Annotated in this window: 13 protein-coding genes and 4 pseudogenes; 6 read left to right on the forward strand and 11 right to left on the reverse strand. The window is 71.4% G+C overall.

Annotation, left to right across the window (positions count from 1 at the left end; translation table 11 throughout):
- Window positions 1-25 precede the first annotated feature (25 nt).
- From Prum_RS14940 to Prum_RS14950, 3 genes and pseudogenes are all read right to left on the reverse strand, one after another.
- Window positions 26-1531 (reverse strand): sensor histidine kinase, encoded by a 1506-nt coding sequence (locus Prum_RS14940; protein WP_173077139.1) that lies wholly within the window; start codon window positions 1529-1531, stop codon window positions 26-28.
- A gap of 9 nt (window positions 1532-1540) precedes the next feature.
- Window positions 1541-2541 (reverse strand): annotated as a pseudogene (locus Prum_RS14945) (SIS domain-containing protein).
- Window positions 2542-2978: 437 nt separating this feature from the next.
- Window positions 2979-4552, reverse strand: a pseudogene (locus Prum_RS14950) (MDR family MFS transporter).
- A 90-nt stretch (window positions 4553-4642) separates the two neighbouring features.
- Between Prum_RS14950 and Prum_RS14955 the strand changes: the two are divergent.
- A complete protein-coding gene (locus Prum_RS14955; protein WP_173083757.1) occupies window positions 4643-5221 on the forward strand; it encodes a TetR/AcrR family transcriptional regulator in 579 nt (192 codons plus the stop codon).
- Here Prum_RS14955 and Prum_RS14960 read toward each other — a convergent pair.
- Both Prum_RS14960 and Prum_RS14965 read right to left on the reverse strand, forming a co-directional pair.
- The gene (locus Prum_RS14960) at window positions 5218-5712 is read right to left on the reverse strand and encodes a GNAT family N-acetyltransferase (RefSeq protein ID WP_173077140.1); all 495 of its coding nucleotides are present in this window, start codon (window positions 5710-5712) and stop codon (window positions 5218-5220) included. The genes Prum_RS14955 and Prum_RS14960 overlap by 4 nt on opposite strands.
- Window positions 5709-5924 (reverse strand): biotin/lipoyl-binding carrier protein, encoded by a 216-nt coding sequence (locus Prum_RS14965; protein ID WP_173077141.1) that lies wholly within the window; start codon window positions 5922-5924, stop codon window positions 5709-5711. Before Prum_RS14965 ends, Prum_RS14960 begins: the two co-directional genes overlap by 4 nt.
- Window positions 5925-6020: 96 nt before the next feature.
- Between Prum_RS14965 and Prum_RS55050 the strand changes: the two genes are divergently transcribed.
- Window positions 6021-6095 carry a 50S ribosomal protein bL37 gene (locus tag Prum_RS55050; protein ID WP_369814844.1) on the forward strand — a complete coding sequence of 25 codons (75 nt, stop codon included), beginning with the start codon at window positions 6021-6023 and terminating at the stop codon, window positions 6093-6095.
- A 1346-nt stretch (window positions 6096-7441) separates the two neighbouring features.
- On the opposite strand, the gene rsrA is transcribed toward Prum_RS55050, so the two are convergent.
- The 5 genes from rsrA to Prum_RS14995 form a co-directional block, all read right to left on the reverse strand.
- Window positions 7442-7726, reverse strand: a complete 285-nt coding sequence (gene rsrA / locus Prum_RS14975; protein WP_173077143.1) for a mycothiol system anti-sigma-R factor — start codon at window positions 7724-7726, stop codon at window positions 7442-7444.
- Window positions 7727-7732: 6 nt separating this feature from the next.
- On the reverse strand, window positions 7733-8524 hold the full coding sequence (locus Prum_RS14980; RefSeq protein ID WP_281369125.1) for a sigma-70 family RNA polymerase sigma factor: 792 nt from the start codon (window positions 8522-8524) through the stop codon (window positions 7733-7735).
- Between the two features lie 90 nt (window positions 8525-8614).
- Window positions 8615-9175, reverse strand: a complete 561-nt coding sequence (locus Prum_RS14985) for an alpha/beta hydrolase family protein (protein ID WP_246278570.1) — start codon at window positions 9173-9175, stop codon at window positions 8615-8617.
- Window positions 9176-9257: 82 nt separating this feature from the next.
- A complete protein-coding gene (locus Prum_RS14990) occupies window positions 9258-9656 on the reverse strand; it encodes a WhiB family transcriptional regulator (RefSeq protein ID WP_246277898.1) in 399 nt (132 codons plus the stop codon).
- Between the two features lie 235 nt (window positions 9657-9891).
- Entirely contained in the window at window positions 9892-10596 is a 705-nt protein-coding gene (locus Prum_RS14995) for an SOS response-associated peptidase (protein WP_173083761.1), read from the reverse strand.
- Window positions 10597-10783: 187 nt separating this feature from the next.
- On the opposite strand from Prum_RS14995, the gene aroA reads away from it, so the two are divergent.
- Together aroA and rsgA are read left to right on the forward strand one after the other, a co-directional pair.
- Entirely contained in the window at window positions 10784-11983 is a 1200-nt protein-coding gene (gene aroA, locus Prum_RS15000) for a 3-phosphoshikimate 1-carboxyvinyltransferase (protein ID WP_246277899.1), read from the forward strand.
- A gap of 187 nt (window positions 11984-12170) precedes the next feature.
- A pseudogene (gene rsgA, locus Prum_RS15005) lies at window positions 12171-13006 on the forward strand (ribosome small subunit-dependent GTPase A).
- Here rsgA and Prum_RS15010 read toward each other — a convergent pair.
- On the reverse strand, window positions 12991-13527 hold the full coding sequence (locus Prum_RS15010) for a DUF2087 domain-containing protein (RefSeq protein ID WP_173077147.1): 537 nt from the start codon (window positions 13525-13527) through the stop codon (window positions 12991-12993). The pseudogene rsgA and the gene Prum_RS15010 overlap by 16 nt on opposite strands.
- A 51-nt stretch (window positions 13528-13578) precedes the next feature.
- Here Prum_RS15010 and hisN point away from each other — a divergent pair.
- Both hisN and Prum_RS15020 read left to right on the forward strand, forming a co-directional pair.
- Window positions 13579-14367 (forward strand): annotated as a pseudogene (hisN, locus tag Prum_RS15015) (histidinol-phosphatase); the annotation flags it as partial.
- A gap of 737 nt (window positions 14368-15104) precedes the next feature.
- A complete protein-coding gene (locus tag Prum_RS15020) occupies window positions 15105-15968 on the forward strand; it encodes a DMT family transporter (protein ID WP_173083763.1) in 864 nt (287 codons plus the stop codon).
- The last annotated feature ends 20 nt before the right edge of the window (window positions 15969-15988 follow it).

Consider the following 15988-nt stretch of genomic DNA (forward strand, 5'->3'; position numbering starts at 1 on the left):
AACGCCGGGAGGACGATATCACCGGTCAGCGCTTCGTCAACGGCAGCACGAGAACGGCCTCGGTGCCGCCCTCGGGGCGCGCGCGCAGCTCGATCGTGCCGCTCAGCTCGCCGGTCACCAGCGCGCGCACGATCTGCAGGCCCAGCCGCCCGCTCCGCTCGGCGTCGAACTCGTCCGGCAGCCCGGTGCCGTTGTCCACCACGGTCACGTGGAGCTGCTTGCGGTGCCGGTGGGCGGACACCACGACCTCGCCCACCGCGCCCACGCCGTCGATCTCCGGGAAGCCGTGCTCGACCGCGTTGATCAGCAGCTCGTTGAGCACCATGACGAGCGACGTGGCCATCTCCGCCGGCAGTACGCCGAACGTGCCCTTGCGGCGCATGGTCACTTTGGACGCCGTCGTGCCCACCTCCGCCGCCGCCGCGGCCACCCGGTCGACGATGCCGTCGAACTCGACCGCCTCGTCGCTCGACATCGACAGCGTCTCGTGGACGAGCGCGATCGAGGCGACCCGCCGTACCGACTCTTCGAGCGCGGCCTTGGCGGACGGCGTCTCCACCCGGCGGGCCTGCAGGCGCAGCAGCGCGGCGACGGTCTGCAGGTTGTTCTTCACCCGGTGGTGGATCTCGCGGATGGTGGCGTCCTTGGTGACCAGGGCCCGGTCCCGGCGGCGCACCTCGGTGACGTCGCGGACCAGCACCAGGGCGCCGATCGGCACGCCGGCCGGCATCAGCGGCAGCGCCCGGGTCAGCACGGTCGCGCCGCGCGCCTCGATCTCCTTGCGGGAGGGCGCCTCGCCGCCGAGCGCGGCGAGGATGCGGGCGGACGCGTCGGTCCCCTCCAGCGGGTCGTCGGCGAGCCGGGCGCCCAGCGCGGCGAGGTCTTCGCCCACCAGGTGGGAGGAGAAGCCCAGGCGGCGGAACGCGGACTGCGCGTTCGGGCTGGCGTAGGTCACCTTGCCGCTCGCGTCCAGCCGGATCAGCCCGTCGCCGACCCGCGGGGCGGACGTGGTCTCGCCCCGGTGGCGCAGCGGCGGAAACGTACCGTCGGCCACCATCTGCGCCAGGTCGTCGGCCGTGGTGAGGTAGTTCAGCTCGAGCTGGCTGGGCGTACGCGCGGTGGAGAGGTTGGTGTCCCGCCCCACCACGGCGATCACCTCGCCGGACTCCCCCTCGTCGTCGCGCAGCCGCACCGGGATCGCCTCGTGCCGGGCGGGGGTGTCGCCGTACCAGACCGGGTCGCCCTCCCGCCAGATGCGCCCCTGGCGGTACGCGATGGTCAGGTGGGCCACCTCCGGCCCGTGGACGGTGCGCCCGACCTGGTCGTCCTGGTATGCCGTCGGCGCGGTCGTCGGGCGGACCTGCGCCACGCAGAGGAACGACTCATGCCCGTTCACCGGCACCCACAGCAGCAGGTCGGCGAACGACAGGTCGGACAGCAGCTGCCAGTCGCCGGCGAGCCGATGCAGGTGGTCGATGTCTTCCGACCCCAGCCCGGTGTGCTCTTCGACGAGGTCGCGCAGCGTGGACACAGCGCAACTCTAGAGCGTCGCGGTCACCTTCTTAAGGCCCCGGGGAGCATCTGGGTCCTCACCCCGGGCCCGCGCCACCGCCAGCGCCAACCGCTGCAGCGGCAGGATGTCCAGCAACGGCGCGATGCGCTCGTCGACGTCCGGCACGGCGAGCTCGCCCGCGGCGCCCACGGTCAGCACGTCGGCCCGCCGCTCGCCGAGCCGTTCGAGCACGTCACGCATCGCCTGGCCGCCCGGCCCGGAGCCGACCACGGCGAGCACCGGCACGTCCGGGTCCGTCATGGCGAGCGGGCCGTGCAGCAGGTCGGCGCCGGAGAACGCCAGCGCCGGCAGGTAGGAGGTCTCCATCAGCTTGAGGGCGGCCTCGCGCGCGGTCGCGTAGGCGTACCCCCGGCCCGTCGTCACCATGCGCGCCGCGAACCGGTAGCGGTCGGCGGCGGCCTCCGGGGCCGGGTCCGCCAGGACCTTCGCGGCCAGCTCGGGCAGCGCGGCCAGCTCCGCGGCGGGCCGGCCGCCGCCGCGCACCCCTCCACGAGCAGGAGCAGGGCCAAAAGCTCCGCCGTGTACGTCTTGGTAGCCGCCACCGCCCGCTCGTGACCGGCCGCCACGTCGATGGACAGCTCGGCCGCCTCGGCGAGCGGTGAGCCGGGGTTGTTGGTGACCGCGAGCGTGAGCGCGCCGGACTCCCGGGCGACCCGCATGACCTCGGTCAGATCGGGCGAGCCGCCGCTCTGGCTGACGCCGATGACGAGCGCCTGCGACAGGTCGGGACGCGCGCCGAAGAGCGTGATCGCGCTCGGCGACGCCAACCCGGCGGGCAGCCCGAGCCGGATCTCCGCCAGGTACGCGGCGTACAGGGCGGCGTGGTCGGACGTGCCGCGCGCGGTGAGCACGATGTGCCGCGGCCCGCGCTCGGCGATCGCGGCCGCGACCCGGGCGATCGGGTCCGCGTGGGCCGGCTCGAGGAGCCGCGCGTACACCTCCGGCTGCTCCGCGATGTCCGCGGCCATCCCGCTACCCGGCTGTCCCACTGTTTGCGCCTCCCATGCTCACTTCGTGCTCACTCTTGCACGAAGTCCCGCAACACCGCAACGTTTCACGCACCACACCCGGACCCTCTTTGCCGCCGACCAGGACTTTGCCGCCGATCAGGCTTTTGCCGCCGATCAAGGCTTTTGCCGTCGATCAAGGGCGAATGGTCGTGCTTTGATCTCCAATCCACGACCGTTTGCCCTTGATCGGCGCAAAAGCCCTTGATCGGCGCGGGCCCCCGGGAGCGGCGCACGGGCGGGGAGCGGGGGAGCGGGGCCTGGGCGGCGCCGCCGGCATAGCCCCAAAAGGGGCCCTTACTGGGGGTGCGCGCGTGAGTAGGGCGCCCCTATCACCGCATAGTGCGTAACAGGGGCGCCCTACTCAGGTCACGAAGGTCGTGAAGGTCACGACGCGGTCAGGGCGGGTTCCTCGGCCGCGGCGGGGGCGTCGTTGGTGCTCCGCAGGGGATCTCCTTGATGAACCAGGCCAGCACCGGCACCAGCACCGCGAACGCCACCGCCCACCAGAAGACGCCCGCGATCGAGTCGGCCAGGCTGGTCAGCAGGCCGTTGCGGGCCGCCGCGGGCAGGCTGGCGAGCACCGACGGGTCGAAGCTGGCCGCGCCGCCGCCCCCGCTGCTGAACTGCTCGGCCGCCTGCGCGCCCAGCCGGTCGGTCAGGTGGTCCTGGAACCGGGTGGCGAAGATCGCCCCGAAGAGGGACACACCGAACGAGCCACCGATCGACCGGAAGAACGTCGCCGCGCCGCTGGCCGCGCCGAGGTCGCGCTGCTCCACGCTGTTCTGCGCGATGAGCATCGAGGTCTGCATGAGGAAGCCCATGCCGGCCCCGAGTACGACCAGGTAGGCGCCCAACTCGACCCGGCTGGTGTGCACGTCGAGCCGGGTCAGCAGGAGCATGCCGGCGGTCATCAGCACGCCGCCCACGATCGGGAAGATCCGGTAGCGCCCGGTCTTGGTGATCGCCCGGCCGCTCACGATCGACACGGTGAGCATGCCGAACATCAGCGGCAGGAGCAGCAGGCCGCTGCCGGTCGCCGAGGCGCCCTGGACGTACTGCTGGAAGATCGGCAGGAAGTTCATCGCGCCGAACATCGCGAAGCCCAGCAGGAAGCCCACGCCCGAGATCAGCGCGAAGTTGCGGTTCTTGAACAGGCCGAGGGAGATGATCGGCTCCGCCGCGCGCCGCTCGGCGAGGGCGAATGCGGCCAGGCTCAGCAGCGCGAGCACCACGAGGCCGAGGATCTGCGGCGAGCCCCAGTCGTACTCGTTGCCACCCCAGGTGGTGATCAGCACGAGCGAGGTGATGCCGACCGACAGCAGGGCCGCGCCGAGCCAGTCGATCTTGTGCTCGGTCCGGTACTTCGGCAGGTGCATCTGGGTGATCAGGACGAGCAGCGCGAGGCCGCCGAGGGCAGGTTGATGTAGAACGCCCAGCGCCACGACAGGTTGTCCGCGATGAACCCGCCGAGAAGCGGCCCGGCCACCATCGCGATCGCCATGATCCCGGCCATCATGCCCTGGTAGCGACCCCGCTCGCGGGGCGGCACCAGGTCGCCGATGATCGCCATGACGCCGACCATGAGACCGCCGGCGCCCAGACCCTGCACCGCCCGGAACGCGATGAGCTGCATCATCCCGTCCTGCGGGCCGCCGAGCATGTCGGAGCCGGCCATGCCGGACAGCGCGGAGCCGACCAGGAAGATCCCGATCGAGGTCAGGAAGACCGACTTGCGCCCGTACAGGTCGCCGAGCTTGCCCCAGATCGGCGTGGAGACGGTGGTGCCCAGCACGTATGCCGTCACGACCCAGGTGAAGTGGTTGAGCCCGTCGAACTCGCGCACGATGATCGGCAGCGACGTGCTGACGATCATATTGTCGAGCATCGCGAGCATCATGGCGATCATCAGACCGCCGAGGACGACGCGGATCTTCGGCTGCGCCGGCGCCGGTGCGTCTGTGGCTGTCATGTGTGGCGCCTCCCCGCTGCTATTCTGCTTACTTGCCGTACGGTAAGCTCGTCACTAACCGGTCGTCAAGTAAGTTCGTAAGTCAGGGTGATCAAGGTGAGCGACAACACAGGCGACACACGGTCGCGCATCCAGGCCGTCGCGCTGGAGCTGTTCACCGAGCATGGGTACGAGAAGACCTCGCTCCGGGAGATCGCCGAGCGGCTGGGCGTGACCAAGGCGGCGCTCTACTACCACTTCAAGAGCAAGGACGAGATCGTCCACAGCATCGTCGACGACCGCATCCGGATCCTGGACGAGCTGAACAAGTGGGCCGAGGACCAGCCGCCCACGCCGGAGACCCGCCGGGCCATGCTCGAGCGCTACATGGACGAGCTGTTCGGCAACGAGAACCACTCGGTCATGCGGTTCTTCGAGCAGAACCAGACCGTGCTCAAGAACCTGTCGGCCGGCATCGAGATGCGTACCCGCATGATGCGCCTCGCCGAGCTGCTGTGCCGCCCCGACGACAGTCCCGAGTCCCGGGTGCGCGCCGCACTGTCCGTGTTCGCCGTGCACAGCACCTGGTTCGCGATCCGCGACCCCGAGGTCACCATCGAGAAGCGGCGCCGGATCGCCCTCAAGATCGCGTACGAGATGCTCGACAAAATCGGTACGGAAGAGATCTAAAGCGTCAGGCGGAGCGCCAGCAGGTCCACGCCCGGCAGCGGCGACCAGTCCCGGTCGGGCGTGCGTACGAAGCCCAGCCGCGCGTAGAGCCGGTGCGCCGGCTCGGCGTGCCCCTTCCGTACGCAGATCACGATGGCGTGGCAGCCCAACTCGCTCGCCCGGTCGACGCAGGCCCGCACCAGCGCCGCGCCGACGCCCCTGCCCTGGCCGGCCGGATCCACCGCCAGCATGCGGAACTCGGCCTCGCCCGCCCCGGACAGCTCCGCGTACGCCGTGCCGGGCAGCACGAACGTGACCGAGCCCAGCACGGTGTCGGCCTCGTCCACGGCCACCAGCATCTCGCCAGCCGCTGCCCGTGGCGCCACGTCGGCGAGCACCTGCCCGTACCCGTGCTCGCCCTTGAGCTGCCCGTCCGCCTCGTACGCGGCCACGCTGACCCGCGCGATCGCCTCGAAGTCGTCGGGGCGGGCGGGACGAACCCGCACCGTCACTCGATCACCGCGATCAGGTCGCCCTCCTGGACGACGTCGCCCTCGTTGACCGCGAGTTGCCGCAAAACGCCATCCGTCTCCGCGATCACCGGGATCTCCATCTTCATGGACTCCAGGATGACCAGGGTGTCGCCCTCCGCCACCGGGTCGCCGGCCGACGCCACGACCTTCCACACGTTCGCGACCATCTCGGCGCGGATCTCCTCGGCCATCCTGCGGCCCTCCCTCGTGAGCGGAGTGTAGGTGCGTCGGTATCAAATCATGCCCGGCTACTATCCGGGTGTTCCGTCTACGTCCGGGAGGGCACCATGGCGAAGAAGTCACGCAAGAAGAAGGCTCGCAAGAAGAGCGCCGCCAATCACGGCAAGCGCCCCAACTCCTGATCTCGCAGGCGCGGGGCGTCTGTCGCAGACGCCCCGCGGGCGCTGTCCAGCACCGCCACCGCGACCAGGAGCACCGCCAGGCGCAGGCCGATCGCCTCCTGGATGCCGAAGCGCCAGTACTCCCCCGCGCCGAACCAGATCCCCGCCAGCAGGCTCACCGCCGAGGCGCCGGCGACCGCCAGGCCGATCCAGGCCAGCGCGCCGCGCCGCAGTAGCGCGGCCAGCACCGCCAGCGCCAGCGCGACCGCCAGCACCGGCAACACCCACGAGCGCGGCGGAAACACCAGCTTCTCCACCGCGACCGGCACGACCCGCGTGGTCTTGGCGTAGTCCGCCCCGCCACCGACAGCCGGACCACGTCCCTGGTCTGCCGCGCGAAGACCGCCGGCTCCGCCAGCGCGTACCGCTGCCAGATGTCCGGCGCGTTCCGTTCCCCCATGCCTTGATCTCCGGGCACTGGGCGTAGGCGACCGCGAACCTCGCGGTCTCCCACGACGGCCCGGCGGCGATCTCCTCCATGCCCGCGCACGACGGCATCCCGAACTCCCGCTGGAAGATCGCCTTCACCTCGGGGTCGGGCAGAACGTGCAGCCGCAGCCGGAAGAGCAGCAGGCCCTCCTCGTGCCGCACCTCCGGCGTGGCGCTCCAGCCGGTGTAGGTGCGGTCGACGGCCGGGATGATCGCCGTACCCCAGATGACCGCCGCGGCCAGGACCCCGGCGGCGGCGAGCGCCGCGCGGCGGCGCCGCCCCACCACGACCAGGGCGACGATCAGGAAGACGGTCAGGACCCGGATGTCCGGCCTGGTGAACGTCCACCAGACCGCCGTCGCGGTCGCTCCCGCCAAAAACCAGACCGATCGGGTACGTCCCCAGCGCAGCAACAGTGCGAGGGTGACCACGGCGAGCGAGATCGACAGCGACTCGGACAGGATGGCGAAGTCCCAGTTGGCCACCTGGGGCAGCAGGCCGAGCAGGAGGACGCCGGTGACCGCCACGCACCGTGCCGCGAGCGTGCGCAGCCAGGTCCACAGCGCCCAGGCCAGCAGCGCCCACGCCACCGTGCCGACCGTCCACTGCGCGATCGCGCGGGCCTGGTCGTTGGGAAAGATCGCGTAGAACAGCGGCACGCCCCACATGCGCGGGGCGTTGCCGGTGAGCGAGACGAGCCCGTCACCTCGATACGACACCGAGTCGTACGATGTGAAGACCTTCCCGCGGACGCAGATGACGACCCGGGCCGCGAGGTAGAGGGCCAGGAGGCCGGCCAGCGCGGCCCGGTGTCTCGACACAGGCGGGCACGGTACGTCGTCCAGGCGAACAGCCGATGGACTGCGGGTGACCGCGCTCAGTCGGGGAGGTACTCCCGCGAGTCCGCCTCGAAGACCAGCTCGCTGAGGCGTACCCGAAGCCGCTCACGCAGCTCGACGGGCGCCCGCTCGTCGCCGCAGCACCGGGCGACCAGCGCCTTCACCTCCTGCTCGATGCCGAACTCCCGCAGGCACGGCGAGCACTCGTCGAGGTGGTCACGGATCAGGTCCCGCCGCTCGTCGGAGCACTCCAGATCGAGGTAGAGGTAAACCTCGGCGAGTACGTCCCGACAGTCGGTCTCGTGTGGTTCACCGCAACTCACGGTCTGTCACACCTCCTGGCCGGCGGCTGCGGTGTCGGGCGACGGGCTGCGATTGAAGCCCCGCTCGGCAGCGTACCGCTCCAGCAGCTTGCGCAGATTGCGCCGGCCGCGGTGCAGCCGGGACATCACGGTGCCGATCGGCGTGCCCATGATGTCGGCGATCTCCTTGTAGGAGAAGCCCTCGACGTCGGCGAGGTAGACCGCGAGGCGGAACTCCTCCGGCAGCTGCTGCAGAGCGTCCTTGACGTCACTGTCCGGCAGCCGCTCCAGCGCCTCCGTCTCGGCCGACTTCAGGCCGCTGGAGGTGTGCGACTCCGCTTCGGCGAGCTGCCAATCGGTGATCTCCTCGGTCGGCGCCTGGATGGGCTGGCGCTGGCGCCGCCGGTAAGAGTTGATGTAGGTGTTCGTGAGGATCCGGTACAGCCAAGCCTTGAGATTGGTGCCCTCTTCGAACTGATGGAAGGCCGCGAACGCCTTGAGGAAGGTCTCCTGGACCAGGTCCTCGGCGTCGGCCGGGTTGCGCGTCATGCGCAGGCCGGCGGCGTACAGCTGGTCGACGAACGGCAGCGCGTCGCGCTCGAAGCGCGCCCGACGCTCGTCGGTCCTCTCCGGTCGGGTCAACCGCACTTCCCCCCTCGACTGTCCCGCCGAGGATACGCGGAACGCCTGGTCGATGCCCGGGGAAGGTGCGCCTGAGTTGTCCGAAGTGATGGACCACTCAGGGCCGTCCAGCAATCGCCGCACCCGCTCGGCCTCGGGGTTTACCCGGTCCGGGCTTCGCGTGCTGGTTTGCGCCAATTTCTGCCCCCTCACGGATTGTGCTTCCGGGGGTAGAACGCCGTTACGGGGGTCGTGCATTCCGCATGGTGCAGGTCGCGGCCGGCACGGTCAGCGGGCCCAGCCGTGCTCGCGGAGCCAGTCGACCGCCAGCTTGGCCGTACCGGCGGTGTCGCGGCGCAGGTCGTGGCCCGCGCCGGGGCGCACCTCGATCCGTACGCCGGGACCGCCGGCCGGGATGCCGAACGGGTCCCGGTCGCCGTTGAGCACGAGCGTGGGCAGCCCGGTGTCCAGCTCCTCCTGGCGGGACCGCTCGGGCTTACCCGGCGGGTGCAGCGGAAACGCGAGCGCGACGATGCCCGCCGCGCCCACCGCACCCGCCGTACGGCAGGCCACCCGGGCGCCGCTCGACCGGCCGCCCACCACCAGCGGCACCCCCGGCGTGACGGCCAGCAGCTCGCGTACGACCGCGGTCCACGCCTCGTCGAGGTGACCGGCCGGGGCGGGTGCGCGGCGCCCCGCCACCCGGTACGGCTGCGTCACCCGGACGACGGTGACCTGCGCCGCGTGCGCGGCGTCACGGAGCGCGACCAGGTCGGGCGCGTTGACCCCACCTCCGGCGCCGTGGCCGAGCACGAGCACGCTCGCCGCCCGTTTCGGCGCGGGGGCCATCTCGACAATGGCGGTCCCGCGTGGTGTGGCGATCTCACGACTGACGTCTGGCACGTGACCATCGTCGCCCAGGATGGGGTAGTCAGCTCGTGTTAACCGGGATGAGCGTCAGCAGCCGGTCGCGCACCGGCGGCCCGCCACCCTCGATCGGCTCCCCGTCGCGCTGCACCTGGCCGCGCCAGGCCACGAGCATCGCCCGGCGCTCCCGCGGCGTCGTGGCGCCCCACACGCCGTGACAGTCGCCGACATCCAGCGCCCACGCCAGACACGACCCCTGCACGTCGCAGGTGCGGCAGAGCGCCACGGCGGCGTCCGCCGGCTCGCTCGGGGCGGGAAAGAACGTCTCAGGGTCCACGCTCTGGCAGACACCCCGCGTACGCCAGGCGTCGTCCAATTGCCGCTCACCTAGGGCCCGAAGCAACCTCGGGTCACAACGCGCAGCGGCAACCTCATGCGGGCGTGGCATCCGCGCCCGTGTCATTTACCCACCTCCCCCGTGGGACCGGCGAAGTAATGGCGTTGCCGTTCGCCCGGTGCGAATCGACACCTCTGCCGGCGCTGTGTTCTATCGCACTCGCGGTACCCAATACAAGGGGTTGCATCGATCCTGACCGAAAGGCCAAGCGACCATTCACCACGAATACCAGCAAACGACACTGAGCGTGATGGGAGCGCTCCCCAGCGCTCATTTCTGTACGTGCAGCGTCAGAAGAGCGTCAATTCGATCGGCTCATCCGGCGGGCCGGCAAGGGGACGGTCTCGGGCGCCCGCCGTACAAGATCAGGACCATCATTGCGTACGTCGCCGACCGCCGGGCCGACCGGGCGGATCTCCAATTCGGCGAGGAACTCGTCGCTCGGCGCGGCCAGGAGTGCCTCCGGCTCGGCTTCGCTCTCCAGCCAGGCGGCCCAGCGCTGCCAGGGCAGCAGGAGCGGCATCCGGTCGTGCACCAATGCCAGGTCGCCGATCGCCGCCGTGGTGACCACGCTGTACGTCAGCCGATCGCTCCACGGCGCCCAGATGCCGGCGAGCGCAAGCACACTCCCGTGCGCGGGCGTCATGAAATATGCCTGCTTTCGGCCGTCGGGGCGGCGCACCCACTCGTACCAGCCGTCGATCGGAACCAGGCAGCGGCGCTTGGCGAACGACGACGAATAGGCGCTGGAAGATGCCACCGTCTCGGCGCGCGCATTGATCATCCGGGCCGCGCCCTTCGCATCCTTTGCCCACGGTGGTACGAGACCCCACCGGGCCGCCGTCAGCACCCGACCGCCGGCCGATTGCGACATCCGTACGATCGGGGCGGGATCGGTGGGCGCCACGTTGTAATCGGGCGCGAGGGCGCCAACCGTGTCGTCATAAGCCTCGAATAGCGCGCTGAGATCCGCCGCGCTGCGCGTGGTCGCGTACCGGCCGCACATGGCCATCACGCTACGCGACCTGTCTCGGTACTCGGGAGAAGCCGGATCGGCGATCACGCATCGTCGGGGCGGGACGGCAGACTGTACGGGTGGCCAACCCCACCGCGACCAGTGCCCCCAACCGTGGACCGCGCCCACCGCGAAGGACCCGGTAACGACGACCATCCGCCTGCCCGGATCCAAGTCGATGACCGCCCGCGCGCTCGTGCTGAGCGCGATCGCGGACGGGCCCTCGACCCTCCGCCGCCCGCTGCGCGCCCGGGACACCGAGCTGATGTCCGCCGGGCTGCGCGCCATGGGCTCACACGTGTCCACTCTGGACGACGACCGGTGGGTGGTCCGCCCCCGCCCGTTCGCCGGGCCGGCGCACATCGACGTCGGCCTGGCCGGCACGGTCATGCGGTTCGTGCCGCCGATCGCCGGGCTGGCCAGCGGGCCGGTCACCTTCGACGGCGACCCGCGGGCCCGCCTGCGACCGCTGGGCCCACTGGTCGAGGCGCTGCGCTCGATCGGCGTGCGGATCGACGCGTCGCAGACCGGCGGGGTGCCGATGACCGTGCACGGCTCGGGCCGGGTCGCCGGCGGCGAGGTGGTGATCGACGCCTCCGCGTCCAGCCAGTTCGTCTCCGGGCTGCTGCTCGCCGGCGCCGCCTTCGAGCAGGGGATCGTGGTCCGGCACGTCGGCCCGCCCGTACCCTCGGCGCCGCACCTGCGGATGACGGCGCAGATGCTGCGCGCGGTCGGCGGCGCGGTCGACGACACCACGCCGGACGTGTGGGCGGTCCAGCCGGGCAAGCTGTCCGGTCGGGAGTGGCTCATCGAGCCCGACCTGTCCGGCGCCGCGCCGTTCTTCGCCGCCGCGCTCGTCACCGGCGGCCAGGTCACGCTGCTCGGCTGGCCGCGCAGCAGCGCCCAGGCCGTCGACCGGCTGCGCGGCCTGCTCGACCAGATGGGCGGCGCGGTGACCCTCGGCACCGACGGGCTGACCGTGCGGGGCACCGGCACCGTGCACGGGCTCGACGCCGACCTGTCCGACGTCAGCGAGCTGACGCCGGTGCTGGCCGCGCTGGCCGCGCTCGCCGACTCGCCGTCCCGGCTGCGCGGCGTGGCCCACATCCGCGGGCACGAGACCGACCGCGTGGCCGCGCTCGCCCGCGAACTGAAGGCGCTGGGCGCCGACGTCACGGAGAGCCACGACGGCCTGGAGATCCGGCCACGGCCGCTGCGCGGGGCGGTCTTCCAGACGTACGACGACCACCGGCTCGCGCATGCCGCCGCGGTGATCGGGCTGACCGTGCCCGGCGTCGAGTTGAACGACGTGGCGTGTACGTCCAAGACGCTGCCCGAGTTCCCCGCACTATGGTCTTCGATGGTGGCCGGAGTCTGAGGGGGCTGTTCTGACGGGGAAGCGGCGGCGGGAGTACGACGAGGACGACGTACGGGTCCGCCCGTCCCGTTCCTCGCGCCCGCGTACCCGCACCCGCCCACGGCACGACGACGCCGTCGAGGGCTTCGTGGTGGCCGTCGACCGGGGCCGCTACACGTGCGTCGTCGACTCCTCGGACGTGACCGCCATGCGGGCCCGGGAGTTAGGCCGCAAGTCGGTGGTGGTCGGCGACCGGGTCTCGCTGGTCGGCGACACCTCCGGCGTACCCGGCGCGCTTGCCCGGATTGTCCGGATCAGCGAGCGGACGTCGGTGCTCCGCCGCACCGCCGACGATGACGACAGCACCCCCGAGGGCCGCCTCGAACGCGTCGTGGTCGCCAACGCCGACCAGCTCGTCATCGTCAGCTCGCTGGCCGACCCGCCGCCGCGCACCGGGTTCATCGACCGCTGCCTCGTGGCCGCGTACGACGCCGACATCGAGCCGCTGCTCTGCCTCACCAAGGCCGACCTGGCCACGCCCGACGGGGTCCTGGACTACTACGCCGAACTGGACCTGCGGCACGTGCTGTGCCGGCCGGACGCTTCGTTGGACGACCTGCTCGGGACGCTGACCGACCGGATCTCCGTCCTGGTCGGCCACTCCGGCGTCGGCAAGTCCACCCTCGTCAACCGGATCGTCCCGGACGCCGACCGGGCGGTCGGCGTGGTCAGCGCGATCGGCAAGGGCCGGCACACCTCCTCCAGCGCCGTCGCGCTCCGGCTCCCCGCGGACGAGCCCTCCTGGATCATCGACACCCCGGGGTACGGAGCTTCGGCCTCGCCCACGTCTCCGCGGACAGCCTGCTGCACGGCTTCTCCGACCTGGTCGAGGGGACCGTCGACTGCCCGACCAACTGCGAGCACACCGGCGCCGAGACGGACTGCGCGCTGGACGCCTGGGTCGCCGCGGGGCACGCCGACGCGCGCCGGCTCCAGTCGTACCGCCGGTTGTTGGCCTCCCGGGATTCTCAGACCTCCACATAGCCTCCGCTGCGCCAGTAGATGCCGTCCTCGCGCGACATGAGGCTCTCGTCGATCAGCATGCGGCGCAGGGTCGCGTGGTCGTCGTACCAGGCTCGGAGAATGGCGTCGACGGCGCGTTCCGGATAGCGGACGCCCGGCTCGAAGGCCGCGGCGATGTGCTCCAGGAGGACGCGGCGCTTGCCGCGTGCGGCCGGCAGCCGCACGATCCGCCCGTCCCGGAGGAAGACCCGCAGCACCGCCGCCTTGGCCCGGTCCGGGTCGAGGTCGTCCTCGACGATCGGCGGGGGCGCGTGCTCGCGCACCGCCTCCTTGAACGCGTCGGCCTCGACCACGAGGCGGCCGTCCACGGTCACGACGAGGCCACCCTGCTCCAGTCGGCGCAGCGCGACCACGACCTGCCGGGCCGCCAGGCCGGTACGCGCCGCCACCTCCGAGGGCGTCGCCGCACCGAGTACGACGGCGGCGAAGACGGTGAGCCGATCCGGCTCGGCGAGCAGTCCACACAGCGCGTCGGGTCTCATATGCGGGACGCTATCGCGTGTCGACCCCCGACATCCGCTACCTTTCCCGCCATGGCCCGGTACGCCGATGATCTGTCCCTCGCCCACGTGCTCGCCGACACCGCCGACTCGATCTCGATGGCCCGGTTTCGGGCACTTGACCTGCATGTGGAGTCAAAGCCGGATCTGACCCCGGTGTCCGATGCCGACACGGCGGTGGAGCGGGCCCTGCGCGCCACCCTCGCCCGCACCCGCCCGCGCGACGCCGTGCTGGGCGAGGAGTACGGCGTGACCGAGGCCCCCGCCGGCCCCGGCACCCGGCAGTGGGTGATCGACCCCATCGACGGCACGAAGAACTTCATCCGCGGCGTCCCGATCTGGGCCACCCTGATCGCGCTCATGGAGGGCGACCAGCCGGTGGTGGGCCTGGTCTCCGCGCCTGCGCTGGGGCGCCGCTGGTGGGGCGCCACCGGCCACGGCGCGTACGCCGGCCGGCACACCGCCGCGGCCACGCCGATCAAGGTGTCGGGCGTTAACCGGCTCGCCGACGCCAGCTTCTGCTACTCCGATCTGGGCGGCTGGGAGGAGAACGGCCGCCTCGGCGCCGTACTCAACATCATCCGCCAGACCTGGCGAAACCGGGCATACGGCGACTTTTACGGCTATATGCTGGTCGCTGAGGGTGCCGTGGACGCGATGGTCGAGCCCGAGCTGTCCCTGTGGGACGTGGCCGCCCTGGTGCCGATCGTCACCGAGGCCGGCGGCACGTTCACCGACGTGGCCGGGCGAGCCGGCCCGGCCGGCGGCAGCGCCGTAGCCACCAACGGCAAGCTCCACTCCGACCTCCTAGACCGCCTAAACGCCCCCGGCATAACCCCCTCTAGCCCCCACTCCTCCCCTCCCTCCCCGCTCTCTCTCCGCGCCCGCTCTCTCTCCTCGCCGATCAAGGGCATATGGCCGTGCTTTGATCTCCAAACCACGGCCATATGCCCTTGATCGGCACGAAAGTCCTTGATCGGCGGGTCATCCCCCTCAAGCGCCGTGCCTCAACCACGGCGGTGATCATGGAGTTAGCGCCCGGGAGAGCGCTCCCTCCGCCGCTAACTCCATGATCACCGCAGGTCGACGTCGAGCCACCACGCCCGCCCCAGCGCGTCCATGATCCGCGCAATGTCCCCGAAGTTGCTGCTTCCCGGCGGCGGGAGCCAGCAACTTCCCTGACATTGCTGCTTCCACGCGCCACGGCACCCCGGCTCGGGCCACGCGGGCCTGCGCACGCACGAACCCCAAACGCAGCCGCGCCTACTCACCACCTGGACACGCCCACGGCCACCCCGAACGCGTCGATCAAGGACTTTCGCGTCGATCAAGGACAAATGGTCGTGGATCGGAGATCAAAGCACGGCCATATGCCCTTGATCGACGCAGAGAGCGGCAGAGTGAGCGGCAGAGAGAGAGGCAGGGAGAGGGTGACGCGGCGTGCGGGGTGGGGAGGATGGTGGGGCCTGCGGGGCGGGCACGGCGTGGAGGCGATGGCTAGACAATCCAGCTAGCATCGCCGGGTGGCGTCCACTGGCGGTTGGTGTTTCCTCGCGGCGATGATCCTCGCGTACGGCGTAGCCAACCTCCTGCAGTCCGTAGCCGCCACCCGTACGACCTGCCACCACACCTTCGACCCCGGGCTGCTCCTGCGCCTGGCCAGCCACCGCACCTACCTCGTCGGCCTCGGCTGCCAGATGCTCGGCTTCGTGCTCGCCTTCCTCGCGCGGCGTGATCTGCCACTCTTTCTGGTGCAGGCGAGCGTGGCCGCCGGGCTGGGCGTGACGGCCATTCTCGGCGTACTCCTCCTGAAGTGGCGCCTGCCCGCCGCGGAGGTCGGGCTGTTGGTCCTGCTCTTCGGCGGCATCAGCGCGCTTGTGCTGGCCGCTCAGCCGGCGCCGTCGCGGCAGCTCGGGCCCGCGGGCCAGGCCGCGCTCGTGATCGCGGTCGCGGTGATCGGCACGTTGGGCTTCTTCGCGGTACGTCTGCACGGGGCGCCCGGGTCCGTGGCGCTCGGCTCGCTGGCGGGGCTGGCGTTCTCCGGGGCCGCGGTTGCCGCCCGGCCGCTCGCGGCGGTGCACTCGGTCGACGCGCTGGTGATCAACCCGCTGCTGTACATCCTGATCGCCCACTCTCTGGTCGGCCAGTTGCTGCTGGGGCTGGCGATGCAGCGGGGCTCGACGACGGCCGCGGTCGCCGCGATGGACGCCGCGGGCGCGGTGCCCGCCGCGATCATCGGGCTGCTGTTTCTCGGCGACCGGATCTGGCCGGGGCGGGAGTGGCTGGCGGCCGTCGGCTTCATGATCACCCTCGCGGCTGTCATCGGGCTGACCCGGTACGCCGAACCGCAGCACCACCACGAGGTCGCTCCCGCGCGCCGGCGGGTGACGCTGCCCAGGCCGGTGCCCGCGACCCGCCGATAGTGACGCGGGCGCATGGCCTG

Source organism: Phytohabitans rumicis, assembly GCF_011764445.1.
Taxonomy (GTDB): domain Bacteria; phylum Actinomycetota; class Actinomycetes; order Mycobacteriales; family Micromonosporaceae; genus Phytohabitans; species Phytohabitans rumicis.

Bases quoted from the DNA above. Each gene is read 5' to 3' on its own strand.
- Prum_RS15010 (WP_173077147.1), bottom strand. From the start codon at position 13,527: ATGAGACCCGACGCGCTGTGTGGACTGCTCGCCGAGCCGGATCGGCTC.
- Prum_RS15020 (WP_173083763.1), top strand. From the start codon at position 15,105: ATGATCCTCGCGTACGGCGTAGCCAACCTCCTGCAGTCCGTAGCCGCC.
- Prum_RS14965 (WP_173077141.1), bottom strand. From the start codon at position 5,924: ATGGCCGAGGAGATCCGCGCCGAGATGGTCGCGAACGTGTGGAAGGTC.
- Prum_RS14990 (WP_246277898.1), bottom strand. From the start codon at position 9,656: ATGACACGGGCGCGGATGCCACGCCCGCATGAGGTTGCCGCTGCGCGT.
- Prum_RS14985 (WP_246278570.1), bottom strand. From the start codon at position 9,175: ATGGCCCCCGCGCCGAAACGGGCGGCGAGCGTGCTCGTGCTCGGCCAC.
- Prum_RS14995 (WP_173083761.1), bottom strand. From the start codon at position 10,596: ATGTGCGGCCGGTACGCGACCACGCGCAGCGCGGCGGATCTCAGCGCG.
- aroA (WP_246277899.1), top strand. From the start codon at position 10,784: ATGACCGCCCGCGCGCTCGTGCTGAGCGCGATCGCGGACGGGCCCTCG.